At 72.3% G+C, this 14,245-nt stretch carries 13 protein-coding genes and 2 pseudogenes; 7 read left to right on the top strand and 8 right to left on the bottom strand.

What is annotated here, in order from left to right; translation table 11 throughout:
• Nucleotides 1-235 precede the first annotated feature (235 nt).
• Complete coding sequence (locus tag ACIRD7_RS14915) at nt 236-706, top strand: SRPBCC family protein (protein ID WP_403453231.1); 471 nt, start codon at nt 236-238, stop codon at nt 704-706.
• An 86-nt stretch (nt 707-792) separates the two neighbouring features.
• Here the strand turns inward: ACIRD7_RS14915 and ACIRD7_RS14910 are convergent.
• Nucleotides 793-1,317, bottom strand: a pseudogene (locus ACIRD7_RS14910) (glycosyl hydrolase 53 family protein); the annotation flags it as partial.
• On the opposite strand from ACIRD7_RS14910, the pseudogene ACIRD7_RS14905 reads away from it, so the two are divergent.
• The 3 genes and pseudogenes from ACIRD7_RS14905 to ACIRD7_RS14895 all read left to right on the top strand — a co-directional run.
• Nucleotides 1,314-1,466, top strand: a pseudogene (locus tag ACIRD7_RS14905) (substrate-binding domain-containing protein); the annotation flags it as partial. The pseudogenes ACIRD7_RS14910 and ACIRD7_RS14905 overlap by 4 nt on opposite strands.
• Before the next feature lie 94 nt (nt 1,467-1,560).
• The gene (locus ACIRD7_RS14900) at nt 1,561-1,911 is read left to right on the top strand and encodes a VOC family protein (RefSeq protein ID WP_403453230.1); all 351 of its coding nucleotides are present in this window, start codon (nt 1,561-1,563) and stop codon (nt 1,909-1,911) included.
• A gap of 116 nt (nt 1,912-2,027) precedes the next feature.
• Nucleotides 2,028-2,417 (top strand): MarR family winged helix-turn-helix transcriptional regulator, encoded by a 390-nt coding sequence (locus tag ACIRD7_RS14895; RefSeq protein WP_403453229.1) that lies wholly within the window; start codon nt 2,028-2,030, stop codon nt 2,415-2,417.
• 24 nt (nt 2,418-2,441) lie between these two features.
• Here the strand turns inward: ACIRD7_RS14895 and pqqB are convergent, their stop codons facing one another.
• A complete protein-coding gene (pqqB, locus tag ACIRD7_RS14890) occupies nt 2,442-3,347 on the bottom strand; it encodes a pyrroloquinoline quinone biosynthesis protein PqqB (protein WP_403453228.1) in 906 nt (301 codons plus the stop codon).
• A 170-nt stretch (nt 3,348-3,517) separates the two neighbouring features.
• Nucleotides 3,518-3,913: an SseB family protein gene (locus ACIRD7_RS14885; RefSeq protein WP_403453227.1), complete on the bottom strand. Its 396-nt coding sequence runs from the start codon at nt 3,911-3,913 to the stop codon at nt 3,518-3,520.
• A 179-nt stretch (nt 3,914-4,092) separates the two neighbouring features.
• Here ACIRD7_RS14885 and ACIRD7_RS14880 point away from each other — a divergent pair, with 179 nt between their 5' ends.
• A complete protein-coding gene (locus tag ACIRD7_RS14880; RefSeq protein WP_403453226.1) occupies nt 4,093-5,409 on the top strand; it encodes a phosphoribosyltransferase family protein in 1,317 nt (438 codons plus the stop codon).
• A 129-nt stretch (nt 5,410-5,538) separates the two neighbouring features.
• On the top strand, nt 5,539-6,435 hold the full coding sequence (locus ACIRD7_RS14875) for a peptidoglycan-binding protein (protein WP_403453225.1): 897 nt from the start codon (nt 5,539-5,541) through the stop codon (nt 6,433-6,435).
• Between the two features lie 4 nt (nt 6,436-6,439).
• Here ACIRD7_RS14875 and ACIRD7_RS14870 read toward each other — a convergent pair whose 3' ends face one another.
• The 5 genes from ACIRD7_RS14870 to ACIRD7_RS14850 all read right to left on the bottom strand — a co-directional run bounded on the left by ACIRD7_RS14870 (nt 6,440) and on the right by ACIRD7_RS14850 (nt 12,617).
• Nucleotides 6,440-7,168 (bottom strand): Type 1 glutamine amidotransferase-like domain-containing protein, encoded by a 729-nt coding sequence (locus ACIRD7_RS14870; protein WP_403453224.1) that lies wholly within the window; start codon nt 7,166-7,168, stop codon nt 6,440-6,442.
• The gene (locus ACIRD7_RS14865) at nt 7,165-7,713 is read right to left on the bottom strand and encodes a cysteine hydrolase family protein (RefSeq protein WP_403453223.1); all 549 of its coding nucleotides are present in this window, start codon (nt 7,711-7,713) and stop codon (nt 7,165-7,167) included. The genes ACIRD7_RS14870 and ACIRD7_RS14865 overlap by 4 nt, the downstream gene beginning before the upstream one ends.
• Nucleotides 7,710-9,215, bottom strand: a complete 1,506-nt coding sequence (locus tag ACIRD7_RS14860) for a purine-cytosine permease family protein (RefSeq protein ID WP_403453222.1) — start codon at nt 9,213-9,215, stop codon at nt 7,710-7,712. The genes ACIRD7_RS14865 and ACIRD7_RS14860 overlap by 4 nt, the downstream gene beginning before the upstream one ends.
• A 327-nt stretch (nt 9,216-9,542) precedes the next feature.
• The gene (locus ACIRD7_RS14855; RefSeq protein ID WP_403453221.1) at nt 9,543-11,504 is read right to left on the bottom strand and encodes a collagenase; all 1,962 of its coding nucleotides are present in this window, start codon (nt 11,502-11,504) and stop codon (nt 9,543-9,545) included.
• 153 nt (nt 11,505-11,657) lie between these two features.
• Nucleotides 11,658-12,617, bottom strand: coding sequence for a LysR family transcriptional regulator (locus ACIRD7_RS14850; RefSeq protein ID WP_403453220.1), 960 nt, complete (start codon nt 12,615-12,617; stop codon nt 11,658-11,660).
• Nucleotides 12,618-12,788: 171 nt separating this feature from the next.
• On the opposite strand from ACIRD7_RS14850, the gene ACIRD7_RS14845 reads away from it, so the two are divergent.
• On the top strand, nt 12,789-14,234 hold the full coding sequence (locus ACIRD7_RS14845) for a glyceraldehyde-3-phosphate dehydrogenase (RefSeq protein WP_403453219.1): 1,446 nt from the start codon (nt 12,789-12,791) through the stop codon (nt 14,232-14,234).
• Nucleotides 14,235-14,245: the final 11 nt, after the last annotated feature.

Below are 14,245 nucleotides of genomic sequence, written 5' to 3'. Positions count from 1 at the left end.
CTGGGCCCGGGCGTGCGGGCCTCGCCGGTGCAAGTAGGGACCGTTGGCGGCGGCACTGCCGCGGTTCGGGTACGGCGGGCCCCACCGCCGCGCCGCGAGGTGATCGCGGCCGGTCAACAGGGTAACGGTCCGGTCGGCCGATCGTCCCGCCGCTGCGCTGCGGATGCCCGCCCCGCACGCCGCGGCTACTGTCGAAGGGCCCGGTGAGCGGCCGAGGAGAAGGAGCGTGGTCGGCGTGGCGCGCAACCGCCGTCTGATCCTGAGCTCGCCGTCCGAGGTCTGGAGCCTGCTGTCCGACGGCCGTCGCTACGGGGAGTGGGTCACGGGAACGCAGCAGGTCCTCGCCGTGGATCCGCACTGGCCGGACGAGGGCGCCCGGCTGCGCGTGCGGGTCGGTGTCGGGCCTCTGACCCTGGACGACACCGTCGTCGTCCGCATCTGCGAACCACGGCTGCGCCTGGAACTGGAGGCGCGGGCGGATCCCTTCGGCGCGGCCCGCATCGCCATGAAGCTGATCCCCTGGGGCGAGCACACCCTCTTCGTCATCGACTGGCATCCCCTGCGGGGCCCCGGCACCCGGATGCACGGCCTGCCCGTCGACTACGTCGTCGCGATCCGCAACGGCATGATGCTCACGAAGCTGGCCCGGATCGCCGTGCGCGAGCACCGCGAACTCGGTCCGGTGCCGGAACGGGGCGCCGGCTGACGGCTGCGCGGCACCGGGCCGTTCGTGCCGGGGCCCGGCCGCAACGGCGCGGCCGGGCCCCTCTGTCACGGACTCGACGGACCGACTCAGCGGTGGCTGAACCACGCCGTCGACGAGAGCGCCTTGTCGTCGTAGCCGAACAGGGCCTGGTTCTCCCCGCCGTTGCCGGACGAGGCGTCGGTCGGGTCCCAGCCGTTGCCGGTGACGGCGGTCCAGGTCGCCTCCCAGTAGAGGACCCCGAGGCCACGGCCGTTCGGGACGGCCTCCACGATGCTCGTCACGTCGTTCATCCCTCTCGTCTGCCCGGCCACGGTGGCGGGGTAGCCGGAGACCAGCTCGGCGGCGGTGTCGATGATGTTCTCGTGCGAGTCCTCGCTGTCCAACCGGAACGGGTAGGCGGTCTCGGCGACGGAGACCGGCTTGCCGTAGCGGGCGGCCACGTCGTCCAGGGTGGCCTGGAAGTCGGCGAGCGTGCCGTGCCAGTAGCCGTAGTAGGACAGGCCGATCGCGTCGAACTTGACGCCGTTCGCGACGGCGTTGTCGAACCACCAGCGGGTGCCGGACAGGTCACCGCCCTTGGCGAGGTGCAGTGCGGCCGTGGTCGAGGACGACGGAGGCCACCCCCGCCCTCACGACGATCCGCCAGCCGTACGACCGCATCAGCGCCGAGATGGTACGGCTGCTGCTCGCACAGATCGGCGGCGAGGTCCCGGCGGCGGTGATCCTGCCGACGGAGCTGGTGAAGCGGGACTCGACCTGACCGGTCAGGAATCGAGAAGCCGTCCGCCCGGCCCCCGGCCTAGCGTGAGACCACCGACGAAAACCGTCGGCACAGCTCACGCCAGGAGGACGTCATGACCGCCGGAGTCACCACGATCATCTACCCCGTCAAGGACCTCGACCGGGCGAAGGCCCTGTTCAGCGCCCTGCTGGCGACGGAGCCGTACGCCGACGAGCCGTATTACGTCGGCTACAAGGACGCCGGGCAGGACGTCGGTCTGGACCCCAACGGCCACGCGAAGGGCATGACCGGTCCGGTCCCCTACTGGCACGTGTCCGACATCAGGGCGACCCACGCGGCCCTGCTGGCGGCGGGGGCCGAGCCGCTGCAGGACGTCCACGACGTCGGGGGCGGCCGGCTGATCGCCTCCGTGAAGGACGCCGACGGCAACCTCGTCGGGCTGCTCCAGGACCCGACCGGCTGACGTCCCGGCCGCCCGCCCCGCCTTCCTCGTGCACCCTCATTCCCGCTCGTGCATCCGCTTGCGCACTCACTAGTTGCACAGGCAACGAATGGCCGATTCGGTGCTACCGTGCCGGTATGGCAGCGAAAACGGCCGAGGCGGGGCTCGAGGAACGGTGGCGGGACATCCTGTCGGTGCACGCACGCACCATGTGCGAGATCGACCGCGTACTGCATCCGCACGGCCTGGGAGCGAGCGACTTCGAAGTGCTCGACATCCTCGCGACGGAAGCGCCCGAGGAGGGCGCGCAGTGCCGGGTGCAGAACCTCGTCGGGCGGGTGCATCTCAGCCAGAGCGCGCTGTCGCGGCTGATCGGGCGGCTGGAGAAGGACGGTCTGGTGGAGCGTTCCGTGTGCGCGGAGGACCGGCGCGGCGTGTACGTCACCCTTACCCGCAAGGGCCGTGACCTGCACGCCGAGGTCCTGCCGCTGCAACGGGACGCGCTGGCCCGGACGCTGAGCGGCTGACGGCGGGCGCGGCGCTCCGCGCGGCTAGAGCACGAAATCGGCGGCGTCCGGGAGGATTTCGACGCCCGCCTCCGCCACTTGCGCACGGGCCGGTGAGGCCGGGTCGAGCAGTGGGTTCGTGTCGGCGAGGTGGGTGTAGATCCGGCGGGCGTGCGGGTGGCGGGCCAGGGCGGCGAGGCTGCCGGCCGGGCCCGAGACGGGCAGATGCGACCCGGTTCCCAGCGCCTGCGGTGTCTGGGGTGCCTGCGGTGCCTGCAGTGTCCGCGGTGTCCGCGGCTTTTCGTCGGCTGTGAAGTAGGTGCCGTCCAGGACGACGCCGTCGGCTGTCGCGATCAGGTCGTCCAGCAGCGGGGACCAGGCGCGCACGCGGGGCGCGTAGACGAGGACACGGCCGCTGACCAGGTCCTCGATGCGGTAGGCGATCACCCAGCGGCGCTCCGAGGCCTTGGCCGGCAGGTACGCGGGTGCCTCTCCGGCGATCGGATGCGCCGTCACGACCAGGCCGCCGGCCAGCACGAACCCGCCCTCGGTGAGGCTGTCCGCCCACTCCCAGGGGGCTTGGCGGGCGAGGGCCGCCCGCGCCGGGGCCAGCGCGGCGAGCACCGGTGGGGAGGCGTACGTCTTCAGCCCCGCGGCGTCGCGCAGCACGGCGAGGCCCGCCACGTGGTCGGCCTCGGCGTCGGTCAGCAGCACGCCCCGCACCGGGGTGTGCCGGGTGCCGGGCGACAGGGCGGGGACGGCGGCGAGCTGGGTACGGATGTCCGGTGAGGCGTTGAGCAGCCACCAGTCACGGGAGTTGCCGGTGACGGCCGCGCATTCCGGGCCGCGGGCGGGCAGCTTCCCGTCCCGGGCGGCGTCGCATCGCACGCAGGCGCAGTTCCAGCGCGGGAAACCGCCCGCGCCGGCGGTGCCGAGCAGGACGACCCTCAAGACGACCCCCCACCCTTTCGCGTCGGCCCCTCGGTGGGATCTTCCCTTCCGATACGGCCGAACCACCCCGCGGCAGGGTGCAGTTCCGGCCGACCTTCGGGGCGGGCGGCCGGAACTGGTCGCGGCTCAGCGGGGCGGGACCCGGGTCGGCGGTCCCGCACCCCGCGTGGTCACGGTCGGGCGAGCAGGGTCCGTACGCCCTCCGAGGTGAGGGTCAGCGGATGGTCGGACCCGGCGTCTATGGACAGCGCCAGATCGTCGGCCGGCCACTGGGAGGCGAGTGCGCCCAGCGGTACCAGGCGGTAGCGGGAGATGTAGGGCAGCAGCTCGGCCATAGCGGGCTCGGAGGTGAAGACGGGGACGACCGGCTCGCCGCCCGGCCGCTCGATGACCGGCAGCGCCACGGCGCCGGGGTCGGTGGCGTCCTCCTCGCCCACGTCGTCGGGCACGGGGACGAGGACGTCGCTGCTCGCGAGCGTGTCCAGTGCCACCCTGTCCTCCGTGTTGTCGGCCAGCGCGTCCAGCGCTCGTCGCGCCGGCGTGTAGTCGTTCGCGGGTGTGTCCATGGCAGATCCCCTGGTAGCGACGGTGGTACAGCCCTGCTCGCGTACCCGATCCGGACGGGAGCATTCCTCTGCCTTACCAGGGGATCGAGCCGGCCTCCCGCACGTCTCGGCGGGGCGCGAACAGTCGTAGCCTGAGAGGGACGGGTCAGGCTCCCGCCCTGGTGGGCGCGGGAGGCGGTATGCGTTACGAAGACCGCAGGGCGGCCGGGCGGCTGCTGGCCGAGCGGCTGGACGGGCTGCGCGGGCAGGACGTCGTGGTGCTGGGGCTGCCGCGCGGTGGGATGCCCGTGGCGGCGGAGGTCGCACGTCATCTCGGTGCCCCGCTGGATGTGCTCGTGGTGCGCAAGCTGGGGGTGCCCCAGCAGCCGGAGTGGGCTTTCGGGGCGATCGGCGAGCACGGGGTGCGGGTCCTGAACCGGGATGTGATCGCCGAGGCGGGACCGGCCGTCGCCGAGCAGGAGGCCGTGGAGCGGGCCGAGCGGATCGAGCTGGAGCGGCGGGTGCGCGGCTACCGGCAGGGGCGGCCCGCGTTGCCGCTCGCCGGGCGCACCGCCGTCGTGGTGGACGACGGGCTGGCCACCGGCGCCACGGCCGAGGCGGCCTGCCGGGTGGTAAGGGGGCAGGGGGCGGCCCAGGTGGTGCTCGCGGTTCCCGTCGGATCGGCCCACGGCGTCGCGCGGCTGCGGCGGGTCGCCGACGCCGTCGTCTGTCCGCTGACGCAGCAGGTGCTCGGCTCGGTGGGCGCCTGGTACCGGCGCTTCCGCCAGACCCCGGACAGCGAGGTCACCGCTCTGCTCACCGAGGCGGCCCGCGCGCCCGCCGAGCCGGCGGCCCCGCCCAACCGGGAAGTGCTGCTGCCGGCCGCCGGGGCGCAGCTGGGCGCCCGGCTGGTCGTACCGGACGGCGCGCCGGCGGCCGTGGCCTTCGCGCACGGCAGCGGGAGCGGCCGGCACAGCCCGCGCAACCGGTACGTCGCCACCGCCCTCAACCGCGCGGGCCTGGCCACCCTGCTGCTCGATCTGCTCACCGACGCCGAGGCGCACGAACGGCACAACGTCTTCGACATCCTTCTGCTGGCCCGGCGGCTGCATGCCGCGTCCGTGTGGCTGCGGGGTGAAACCGGCCTGCCCGTCGCCTACTTCGGGGCGAGCACCGGGGCCGCCGCCGCGCTGGAGGCGGCAGCGCTGTCGGGCTCCGGCATTCTCTCGGTCGTCAGTCGCGGCGGCCGTCCCGACCTCGCCACCCCGGCGGCGCTGACCCGTGTGCGGGCCCCGACGCTGCTCATCGTCGGCAGCCTGGACGCGGAGGTGCTCAGCCTCAACCGCCTGGCCGGCGACCGGATGCACTGCGAGCACCGGATCGCCGTGGTGCCGGGTGCCACCCATCTCTTCGAGGAGCCCGGTGCCCTCACCACCGTCGCCGAGCTGGCCCGCGACTGGTTCACCGCCCACCTCGACCGGCCCACCGCCGGGACGCCACCGCGCCGCTCGGCGTGAGGGAACCGCCCCGCACGGCCGGTTCGGAGCGGTCCGGAGGCGCTGCTTCCGCCAACTTCCGGGGCCATGGAGATTGCGTGCGGAACGTATGCCTAAACTCTGGATCCCGCACGGAGAGGGACCCCTTACGTGAGTGAAGCGAACGGCCCCGTCTGCCCGGAGTGCGCCACGCCCCGGGCAGCGGACGGCACCCCGGCCTGCTCCTGCGCGCGCCACGCCTCCGACGCCCGTCGAGAGGCGCGCACGGCGGAGGCGGCGGCCGCGGAGGACTTCGATCCGGTGCGGATACGACCGTTCGTCGCACTCGACGACGACCAGGGGCCGGCCACTGAGGAGCAACCTCCCCGGGAGCCGCGGGAGTTGCCCGGGGAAGAGATACCCGCGTCCCCCGCCCCGGCAAAGGCGGCCCCGGCCGCCGAGCTCCCGCTCCCCCAAGGCCCCCGACACGGTCGCCGCCCCCTCCTCCTCGCTGGTGCGGGCGCGACCCTGGCCGTCCTGCTGACGGGTGCGTACCTCGGCGGCCTGTTCACCTACGAGAGCCCCTCGCGCGACGGCTCCCTGTCCGACGGTCTACGGGCACCCGTCCCCGACGCGACCACCGAGGACGGCACATCCCCCGAGGGACAGTCCCGGGCCACGGCCTCCCCGACCCGGTCCCGGACCAGCACGCCCGCACCCGACCCGTCCCCGACCGGCGACTCCCCCTCCCCGTCCGTCTCCTCCGCCACGCCCACCGCGGCCCCCTCCAGCGCGGGCCCCACCGACGGCGCCGCCCCCGAACCGAGCGAGACACCGGGCCGGCCCCCGGTCCTGAGCCTCGGCGACCAGGGCCCGGAGGTCGCCGAACTCCAACTGCGCCTGCGCGAGATCGGCCTGTACGCCGCAGACGCGGACGGCGACTACGACCGCCAGGTCGAGAGCTCGGTACGCACCTACCAGCTCACCCGCGTCATCCTCGACGACGACTCGGGCGTCTACGGACTGCCGACCCGCGCCTCACTGGAGTCCGAGACGACCGAGCCGTGACGGCTCAGGCCGGCCCGGCGGGAGGACTCAGGATCCGGCAGGGAAGCGCTCGCTCGTCGACCTCGCCCGCGTCGTCCCTCACCACCCGGTACACGGAAGGGCCCCGAACCCGGGACACGGTCTCGATGAGCCGGCCGTCCGTGAAGAGGGCGCCGGTGCCGTCGTCGAGGGCCCAGCCGGCGGGCAGGGCGCCGCTCGCCACGGCCGACCGGTAGGAACGGCGACGCCCGGCTTCGCTGTCGTAGTGCGGGCACACCGAACCAGGCAGCAGGCCGAGGCCGTCGGGCAGGAAGGTGAGCGGGCCGAAGGAGTCGGTGTGCGAGCCCTCCGCCCAGCAGTTGGCGCCCGCGCTGATACCGCACAGCAGGGCGCCCCGGCCGTACGCCTCGCGCAGCAACCGGTCCACGCCGTGCACGCGCCACACGGCGAGCAGGTTCGCGGTGTTGCCGCCACCCACGTAGAGGACGTCCTGAGCGAGCACGAACCTGCGCAGGGCGTCGTCGTCGAGTGTCCTGTCGAAGAGGCGCAGGACGGAGGGCTCGCGGTCCGGCCGGTCTCGGAACGCGGCGAGGAACCGGTCGATGTACGCGGGGGCGTCACCGCTCGCGGTGGGCAGGAAGCACACCTTGGGCCGCGGCGCACGCGCGTGGCCCAGGACCCAGTCGTCCAGGAGCCCGTCCTCGTCGGTCGAGAAACCTCCGCCGAGCAGCGCCAGCCGGCCCGAGCGGCTCACGCCCCCTCCCCCAGCAGTTCCCCGACCGTCGTCACGCGGATCAGCGGCCGGTACAGGTCCAGCACGTGCAGTGCCTTGGCGTGGGAGTCGTCGTCGGCTCCCGCGCAGGCGTCGGCGGCGACCAGTACCTCGGTGCCCGCGTCGGCGGCGGCGAGGGCCGTCGACAGGACGCAGCAGTCGGTGCTCACGCCGGCCAGGACGAGGCGGCCCTGCGTGGTGGCCCGGCGGGACAGTTCCGGGGTCCATTTGCCGAAGGTGGAAGCGTCCAGCACGTGCCGCGCGTGGGCGGCGAACTCGTCGGTCAGCTGCCAGAGTCGGGCCTCGGGCGGCTGCAGGGCGAAGGGCCACCGCTCGTAGTACGCGCGCCAGGCTCCTTCGGGGGTGCCGGGAGCCACGAAGCGGGTGAAGGTGACGCGGTCGCCGAAGGCCGGCAGGAGGCGTCGTACGCCCGCCGCCGCCTCGGTGAAACGGGGGGTCGCCCAGGGGCTGTCGGGGTCGGCGAAGACCCGTTGCATGTCGATGACGGCGAGCAGTCCTGCGGTCATACGGCCGCGACCCCCTCGTCCGTCGTCGGGCTCGGTGCCTGCGCCTCCTGTGCACGGACGCGTCCGCGGGCCGTGAGGAGCGTGCCGAGGAACCCGACCGCCAGGGCCACCAGGACGCCGAGGTTGGCGTACGCCCAGGCGCCGGACCTGCCGCCCAGGCCCAGGGGGTCCAGGAGGTAGCCCTGCCAGTCCAGCCAGTTCGCGGTGGAGTTGGTGACCAGGCCCCAGCCGAGCGCGGTGGCAGCGGACGTCAGGAGCAACGGGGTGACCGGTACGTCGCCGTAGCGGCCGGCCGGGCGGTACAGGTCTGCCTCGTCGTAGTCGCGGCGGCGCAGGGCCACGTCGGCGAGCATGATGCCGCACCAGGCGGCGACGGGGACGCCGAGCGTGGTGAGGAAGCCCATGAAGGGGCCGAGGAAGTCGTCGGCGACGAACACGATGTAGATCGAGCCGGCGATCATCAGCACACCGTCGAACAGGGCAGCCACGTAGCGCGGCACGCGCAGGCCCGCCGAGAGCAGGGCCAGGCCCGACGAGTAGATGTCGAGGACGGCGCCGCCGACCAGGCCGAGGACGGCGACCACGGCGAACGGGACCAGGAACCAGGTCGGCAGGATCGTCGTCAGCGCGCCGATCGGGTCGGCGGCGACGGCCTCGTTGAGCTCGGTGGAAGAGCCGGCCAGCAGGAGGCCGAAGACCAGCAGGAGCAGCGGCGCCAGGGACGCGCCGAAGGTGGTCCAGCCGATCACGCCCCGGCTCGACGCGGTGCGCGGCAGATAGCGGGAGTAGTCGGCGGCCGCGTTGACCCAGCCGAGCCCGAAGCCGGTCATCATGAAGACGAGCGCGCCGATGAACTCCTGGGCGGTTCCCGCCGGGACGGAGCTGACGGCCGACCAGTGGACGTGGTCGGCGACGAGAACGGCGTAGGCGACGGTGAGCACGCCCGTGACCACGGTGATCAGCGTCTGGAACCGCATGATCAGGTCGAAGCCCATGACGCCGACGACGACGGTCAGCGCGGCCACGACGACGAGGGCGACCACCTTGGTCCCGGTGCCGCCGCCCCAGCCGAGCCGTCCGAGGACGGTCGTGGTGGCCATCGTGGCCAGGGCACAGAGCACGGTCTCCCAGCCGACGGTGAGGATCCAGGAGATCACCGACGGCAGGCGGTTGCCGCGCACGCCATAAGCGGCGCGGCCGAGCACCATCGTCGGTGCGGAGCCGCGCTTCCCCGCCACGGCGACGCATCCGCACAGCAGGAACGAGAAGACGATGCCGAGGACTCCGGCGGTCAGCGCCTGCCAGAAGGAGATCCCGAAGCCGAGCGCGAAGGCACCGTAACCGAGGCCCAGGATGGACACGTTGGCCCCGAACCAGGGCCAGAACAGGGTCCGTGGAGTGCCTTTGCGCTCGGCGTCGGCGATCACGTCGAGGCCGTGGGTCTCCACCTGGAGTCCTCGGCGTTCAGGCCTGCCGTCGCGTGGGTCCGGGGTTGCGATCATGGCGGCATCGTCGCACCGCTCACCCCGCCGGGGAACTCCTCGATCACACAGCGGTTCGGCCACCGTTCGGCCGCAGGGCGTGCGTACGCAGCGCCGGCAGGGCCTCGAACCGGAACCGCGGGTCCCCGAGCCGGTCGCCGAACAGCACCTCCACCTGGCGCAGTCGCTTGCGTGCCTACAACGACGTCGCCACGCGGCTCGTGCTCAACGCCCTCGATCCGGCTCACGCCCAGCGCCCCACCTGCTGACGCCGGGCGCCCCGTGGCCTCGGCCACGGGGCGCGTTCAGCACCCGGTCATCCGGGGGGGGACGGCTGCCGGCAGTGACTTACGCTCCCCGAGACGACCCTCGGCTGGCGGCAGGCGTCGCCGCGCAGGCGCCGGCGGCGCACTCCGTCAGCCACGCGTCGAAATCGGCGTCGTAACGGGTGCCGATGTCGGTGGCGTAGACGGCGTAACCACCGGCGTAGTCGCCCGCGCGGAAGCGGGCGAGCATGCGCTGGATGTCGGCGGGGTGCCGCTCGGCCATGTACCGGACGGCGAGGTAGCCCCACGGGTAGGTGCGGGTCACGTCGCTGTTGGCGTACGTGTTCTGGAAGAGCGTGCTCAGCCGGTACGTGTGCCGGCCCGCCTCCGTGACGGCCTGGTCGTAGGTGATGCGGCGGTAGCCGTAGGAGACGTACTCGGCGACCCCCTCGATCCACCAGACGTCGGGCACGGACGTCTGCTGCGCGAAGTCGCCCTTCATGTTGTGGACGGCGTCGAGGTAGTGCGTGTACTCGTGGTTGAGGTTCCAGATCCGGGCGGCGTGTCCGGTGTCCTGGCTCTTCTGGTACATGACCGCGAAAGGTTTGTTGGCCGGGTCCGCCGGGTCGCCGATCACGGTCATGCCGCCGTTGTCCGTGCTGATCCCGAAGATCGCTCCGGCGTACGTGCGGTAGTCCTGGGCGCTGGCGAAGACGGCCAGGTCGAGGGTCGAGAGGTGCTGGCCCGGTATCGGTCCGTCGTCCTTGACCAGGTCGTGCACGTACGCGTCCTGGCCCAGCACGCTGGCACACGCCGCGGCGAGGTCGGCCGAGGTCAGCGACTGGGCCCGGATCCTGCGCGTGGCGTCGCAGTCGTGGGTGACCGGCAGGGCGGCCCGGGTGAGTTGACCGGTCAGGTCGCATACGCCGTAGTAGGCGCAGCCTGCGCTGTCGTAGGAGTCGGCCTGGGTCGCCACCGCCACCCACAGACCGGCCGTGGGGCCGGTGATCCGGGTCGTGTCCAGCAGGTGCCGGACGCGGGGGCGCACCGTCGGCCGCAGGTCCGGGTGCTCGACGTAACGGGCCAGGTTCATCCCGGCGTTGGAGGTGAGGTACGCGCGGTCGGTGCCGAGCAGGTCGAGGTGGTCGCGCGCGAAGGCGTGCAGCGTGCGGACGACCGACGGGTCGGCGGTGACCGCACTCACGTACCGCGGGTTCCAGTTACCGCGCCACAGCGGCGTGTGAACGGCGTTGACGGCCGCGAGCATGCTGAGGACGGCGTCGTAGGAGCTGTCGTACCCCTTCAGTATTCGCTGGTAGACCCGGAGATAGCGGGCCTGCTGGTCGGCGCTGTCGGTGAGGATGACGACCTCGCCCAGGACGTCGCCGTTGGCGGCGGTGACGTCTCTGGAGTGCGGGCGGGCGAAGAAGGCATCCAGGCCGCGGACGGTGTTCCGGGCGAGCGGTGTGCCGTAGGGGCCGACGTCGTCCGGATGGTTGAACTGCACGTAGTAGCCTGCCCGCAGGAACAGCACGAGTTGCCATACGCCGGCGGAATTGTCGCCGGCGTACTGCCGTGCCGTGCGGGTGAACGCCTCGGCGACCGTGACCATTTGGGACTCTCGGAAGACGCCGCGGGCGTCTGTTCCCGTGACGCCGAACAGGGAGTTGACGCAGTCCGTCGTCGAGGCCGTGACGAACGCGACGAGCGCCGCGCCGGTCCTGCGGCCGAAGTCGCCCGGCGTGCAGGGGGCCGCCTTGAGGCCGGCGTCCGTGCTCGGGCGGGTGGGGACGCGCGTGGGTGGCAGGGGTGGCAGCTGGGCGGGGATGAGCGGCCGGTCCTGTACGGCGGGACGGGCGGCGGCATCGAGGGGGGTCGGGCCCGTCGGCGGTGGGGGCTGGGTCGAGCCCGGGGACGCGGTCGGGACGGCGTCGGCCCGGGGCGCGGGGGCCGCGAGCGCCGGCGTGGACAGTAAGCCGCACACGGTGACGCAGGCGGCGAACGCCGTGGCCATGCGTCCGGGCAGCACGGAGCGGTAGCGCATCTGGAGTCCTCCACGGATGGATGCGCCTCTGTGAGGGGTGCTGAGGCGTGTGAGGCACTGTCTCAATGCCGCCCTGGCGCAACAATGCCGTGTGACATAGCACATGGCACCGGCGGGACATAACACGCCCGCCCGGCCGCACAGATGCCTCGACTACCCGCCCGCGGCACTCCAGGTCCGCGCGGCCCATGCCTTCAAGTGCGGTGACTGGCCGACGAGTTGGCGATGCGTTTCGACCGCGGACTGGAACAGCGCCTCGACCGTGTCCTCGGCGACCGCCGCGCGCCGCCAGGCCAGCACGTAACGGCACCACAGCGGCGTACCGGCCAGCGGCTTGACGACCACGTCGGGAACCGGCCGCATCGTCGGCTGCACGACGGCCACGCCGAGGCCCTCGGCGATCATCCCCTGCAACTGCTGCTGGTCGCCGAGGAATTCATGCACGACCGCGGGCGTGAAGCCGGCCGCGGTGCAGGCCGAGTAGAAGACGCCGGGCCAGCCCGCCCCGTCGTCCGGGGTCACGAACCATGCCTCCTCGGCCAGATCCGCGAGGGCGACCTGGGCGCGCTGGGCGAGCCGGTGGCGGGACGGCAGGGCCACGAAGGTGGGCTCGGTGACGATGCCGCGGTGGGCCACCGCGTCCGAGTGCTCCAGCTCCCTGCCGGGGTAGTCCGCGGCGATGGCCGCGTCCACCACCCCCTCCTCCAGCAGCTCTACGATCCGCGAGGAGGCGTAGACGCTGCTCAGCTCCAGGGAGACGTCCGGCAGCCGGGTGCGCACGCCCGCCACCATGCCGGCGAGCATCGGGGAGTTGGTCGCGGCCACCCGAAGGGTGCGGCGCTCGGTGGCGGAGCCGGAGGCAGGACGGCGCCCGATCGCGTCGGCCCGGGTGAGGACGTCGCGGGCCTGCGCGACGACCTCGAAGCCGTACGCGGTCAACCGCACGCCGGTGGGGCCGCGTTCGAAGAGCGAGTCACCGAAGTACCGCTCGATCCGACGGAGTTGGGTGCTCATGGCGGGCTGCGAGTAGCCCAGCTCGGCCGCCGCCCGGCCCACGCTCCCCGCATCCGCGATGGCGCACAGCACACGCAGATGCCGTAGCTCCAGCTCCACCGGTCCACTCCTTAGCCGTGTCGGCTTCTCCGCGTCGCCGCGACGCGGTCCCAATAAAACGGTCAAAAATCTACTAACCGGGACGCTCGACCTTCACACAGACCCCCCTTTGAACGCCTGTCGCAACCTCCGGTTAGCATATGAGCGCCTCCTAGCTCGAAAGATGGGCCTGTGACTGTCAACGACGACTCGTTCACCAACTGGAAGATCCGCGAGGAGATCGCGGAGTCGATGATCCCGCTCATCGGGAAGCTGCACCGGGAGCGGGACGTCACCGTCCTCCTCCACAGCCGCTCCTTGGTGAACAAGTCGGTGGTCAGCATCCTGAAGACCCACCGGTTCGCCCGGCAGATCGCGGGTGAGGAGCTCTCGGTCACCGAGACCCTGCCGTTCCTGAAGGCCCTCACCGAGCTCGACCTCGGTCCGTCGCAGATCGACATCGGCATGCTGGCCGCGACGTACAAGGCCGACGACCGCGGTCTGACGGTGGAGGCGTTCACCGCCGACGCCGTCGCCGGTGCCACGGGCGCCAACAAGATCGAGCACGGCGAGGGGCGCGACGTCGTCCTGTACGGCTTCGGCCGCATCGGCCGGCTCGTGGCCCGTCTGCTGATCGAGAAGTCCGGCTCGGGCAACGGCCTGCGGCTGCGCGCCATCGTGGTGCGGGGCGGCGGCGAGCAGGACATCGTCAAGCGGGCCTCGCTGCTGCGCCGCGACTCCATCCACGGCCAGTTCCAGGGCACGATCACGGTCGACGAGGCCAACAGCACGATCAACGCCAACGGCAACGCGATCAAGGTGATCTACGCCAACGACCCCAGCGAGGTCGACTACACGGCGTACGGCATCAAGAACGCCATCCTGATCGACAACACGGGCAAGTGGCGCGACCGCGAGGGCCTGTCGGGCCACCTGCGCCCCGGCATCGACAAGGTCGTGCTGACCGCGCCGGGCAAGGGCGACGTCCCGAACATCGTGCACGGCGTCAACCACGACACCGTCAAGCCGGACGAGCAGATCCTGTCCTGCGCCTCGTGCACCACCAACGCCATAGTCCCGCCGCTGAAGGCGATGGACGACGAGTACGGCGTGCTGCGCGGCCACGTGGAGACCGTCCACTCGTTCACCAACGACCAGAACCTGCTGGACAACTACCACAAGTCCGAGCGCCGCGGCCGCAGCGCGCCGCTGAACATGGTCATCACCGAGACCGGCGCCGCCTCGGCCGTCGCCAAGGCGCTGCCCGACCTCAAGGCGCGGATCACCGGCAGCTCGATCCGGGTCCCGGTCCCAGACGTCTCGATCGCGATCCTCAACCTCCAGCTGAGCCGCGAGACCACCCGCGAGGAGGTCCTCGACCACCTGCGTGAGGTGTCGCTGACCTCGCCGCTGCGCCGCCAGATCGACTTCATCACGGCGCCCGACGCGGTCTCCAGCGACTTCATCGGCTCCCGCCACGCCTCGATCGTGGACGCCGGCGCGCTGAAGGTGGAGGGCGACAACGCCATCCTCTACCTCTGGTACGACAACGAGTTCGGCTACTCCTGCCAGGTCATCCGCGTCGTCCAGCACGTCTCCGGGGTGGAGTACCCGACCTACCCGGCTCCGGCGGTCTGATCCCGCCCGGC

The sequence above is a fragment of the Streptomyces sp. NPDC093568 genome, from assembly GCF_044764945.1.
Taxonomy (GTDB): domain Bacteria; phylum Actinomycetota; class Actinomycetes; order Streptomycetales; family Streptomycetaceae; genus Streptomyces.
Note: the sequence above shows the minus strand (reverse complement) of the source record. Positions and strands in the feature narration are given on the sequence as shown.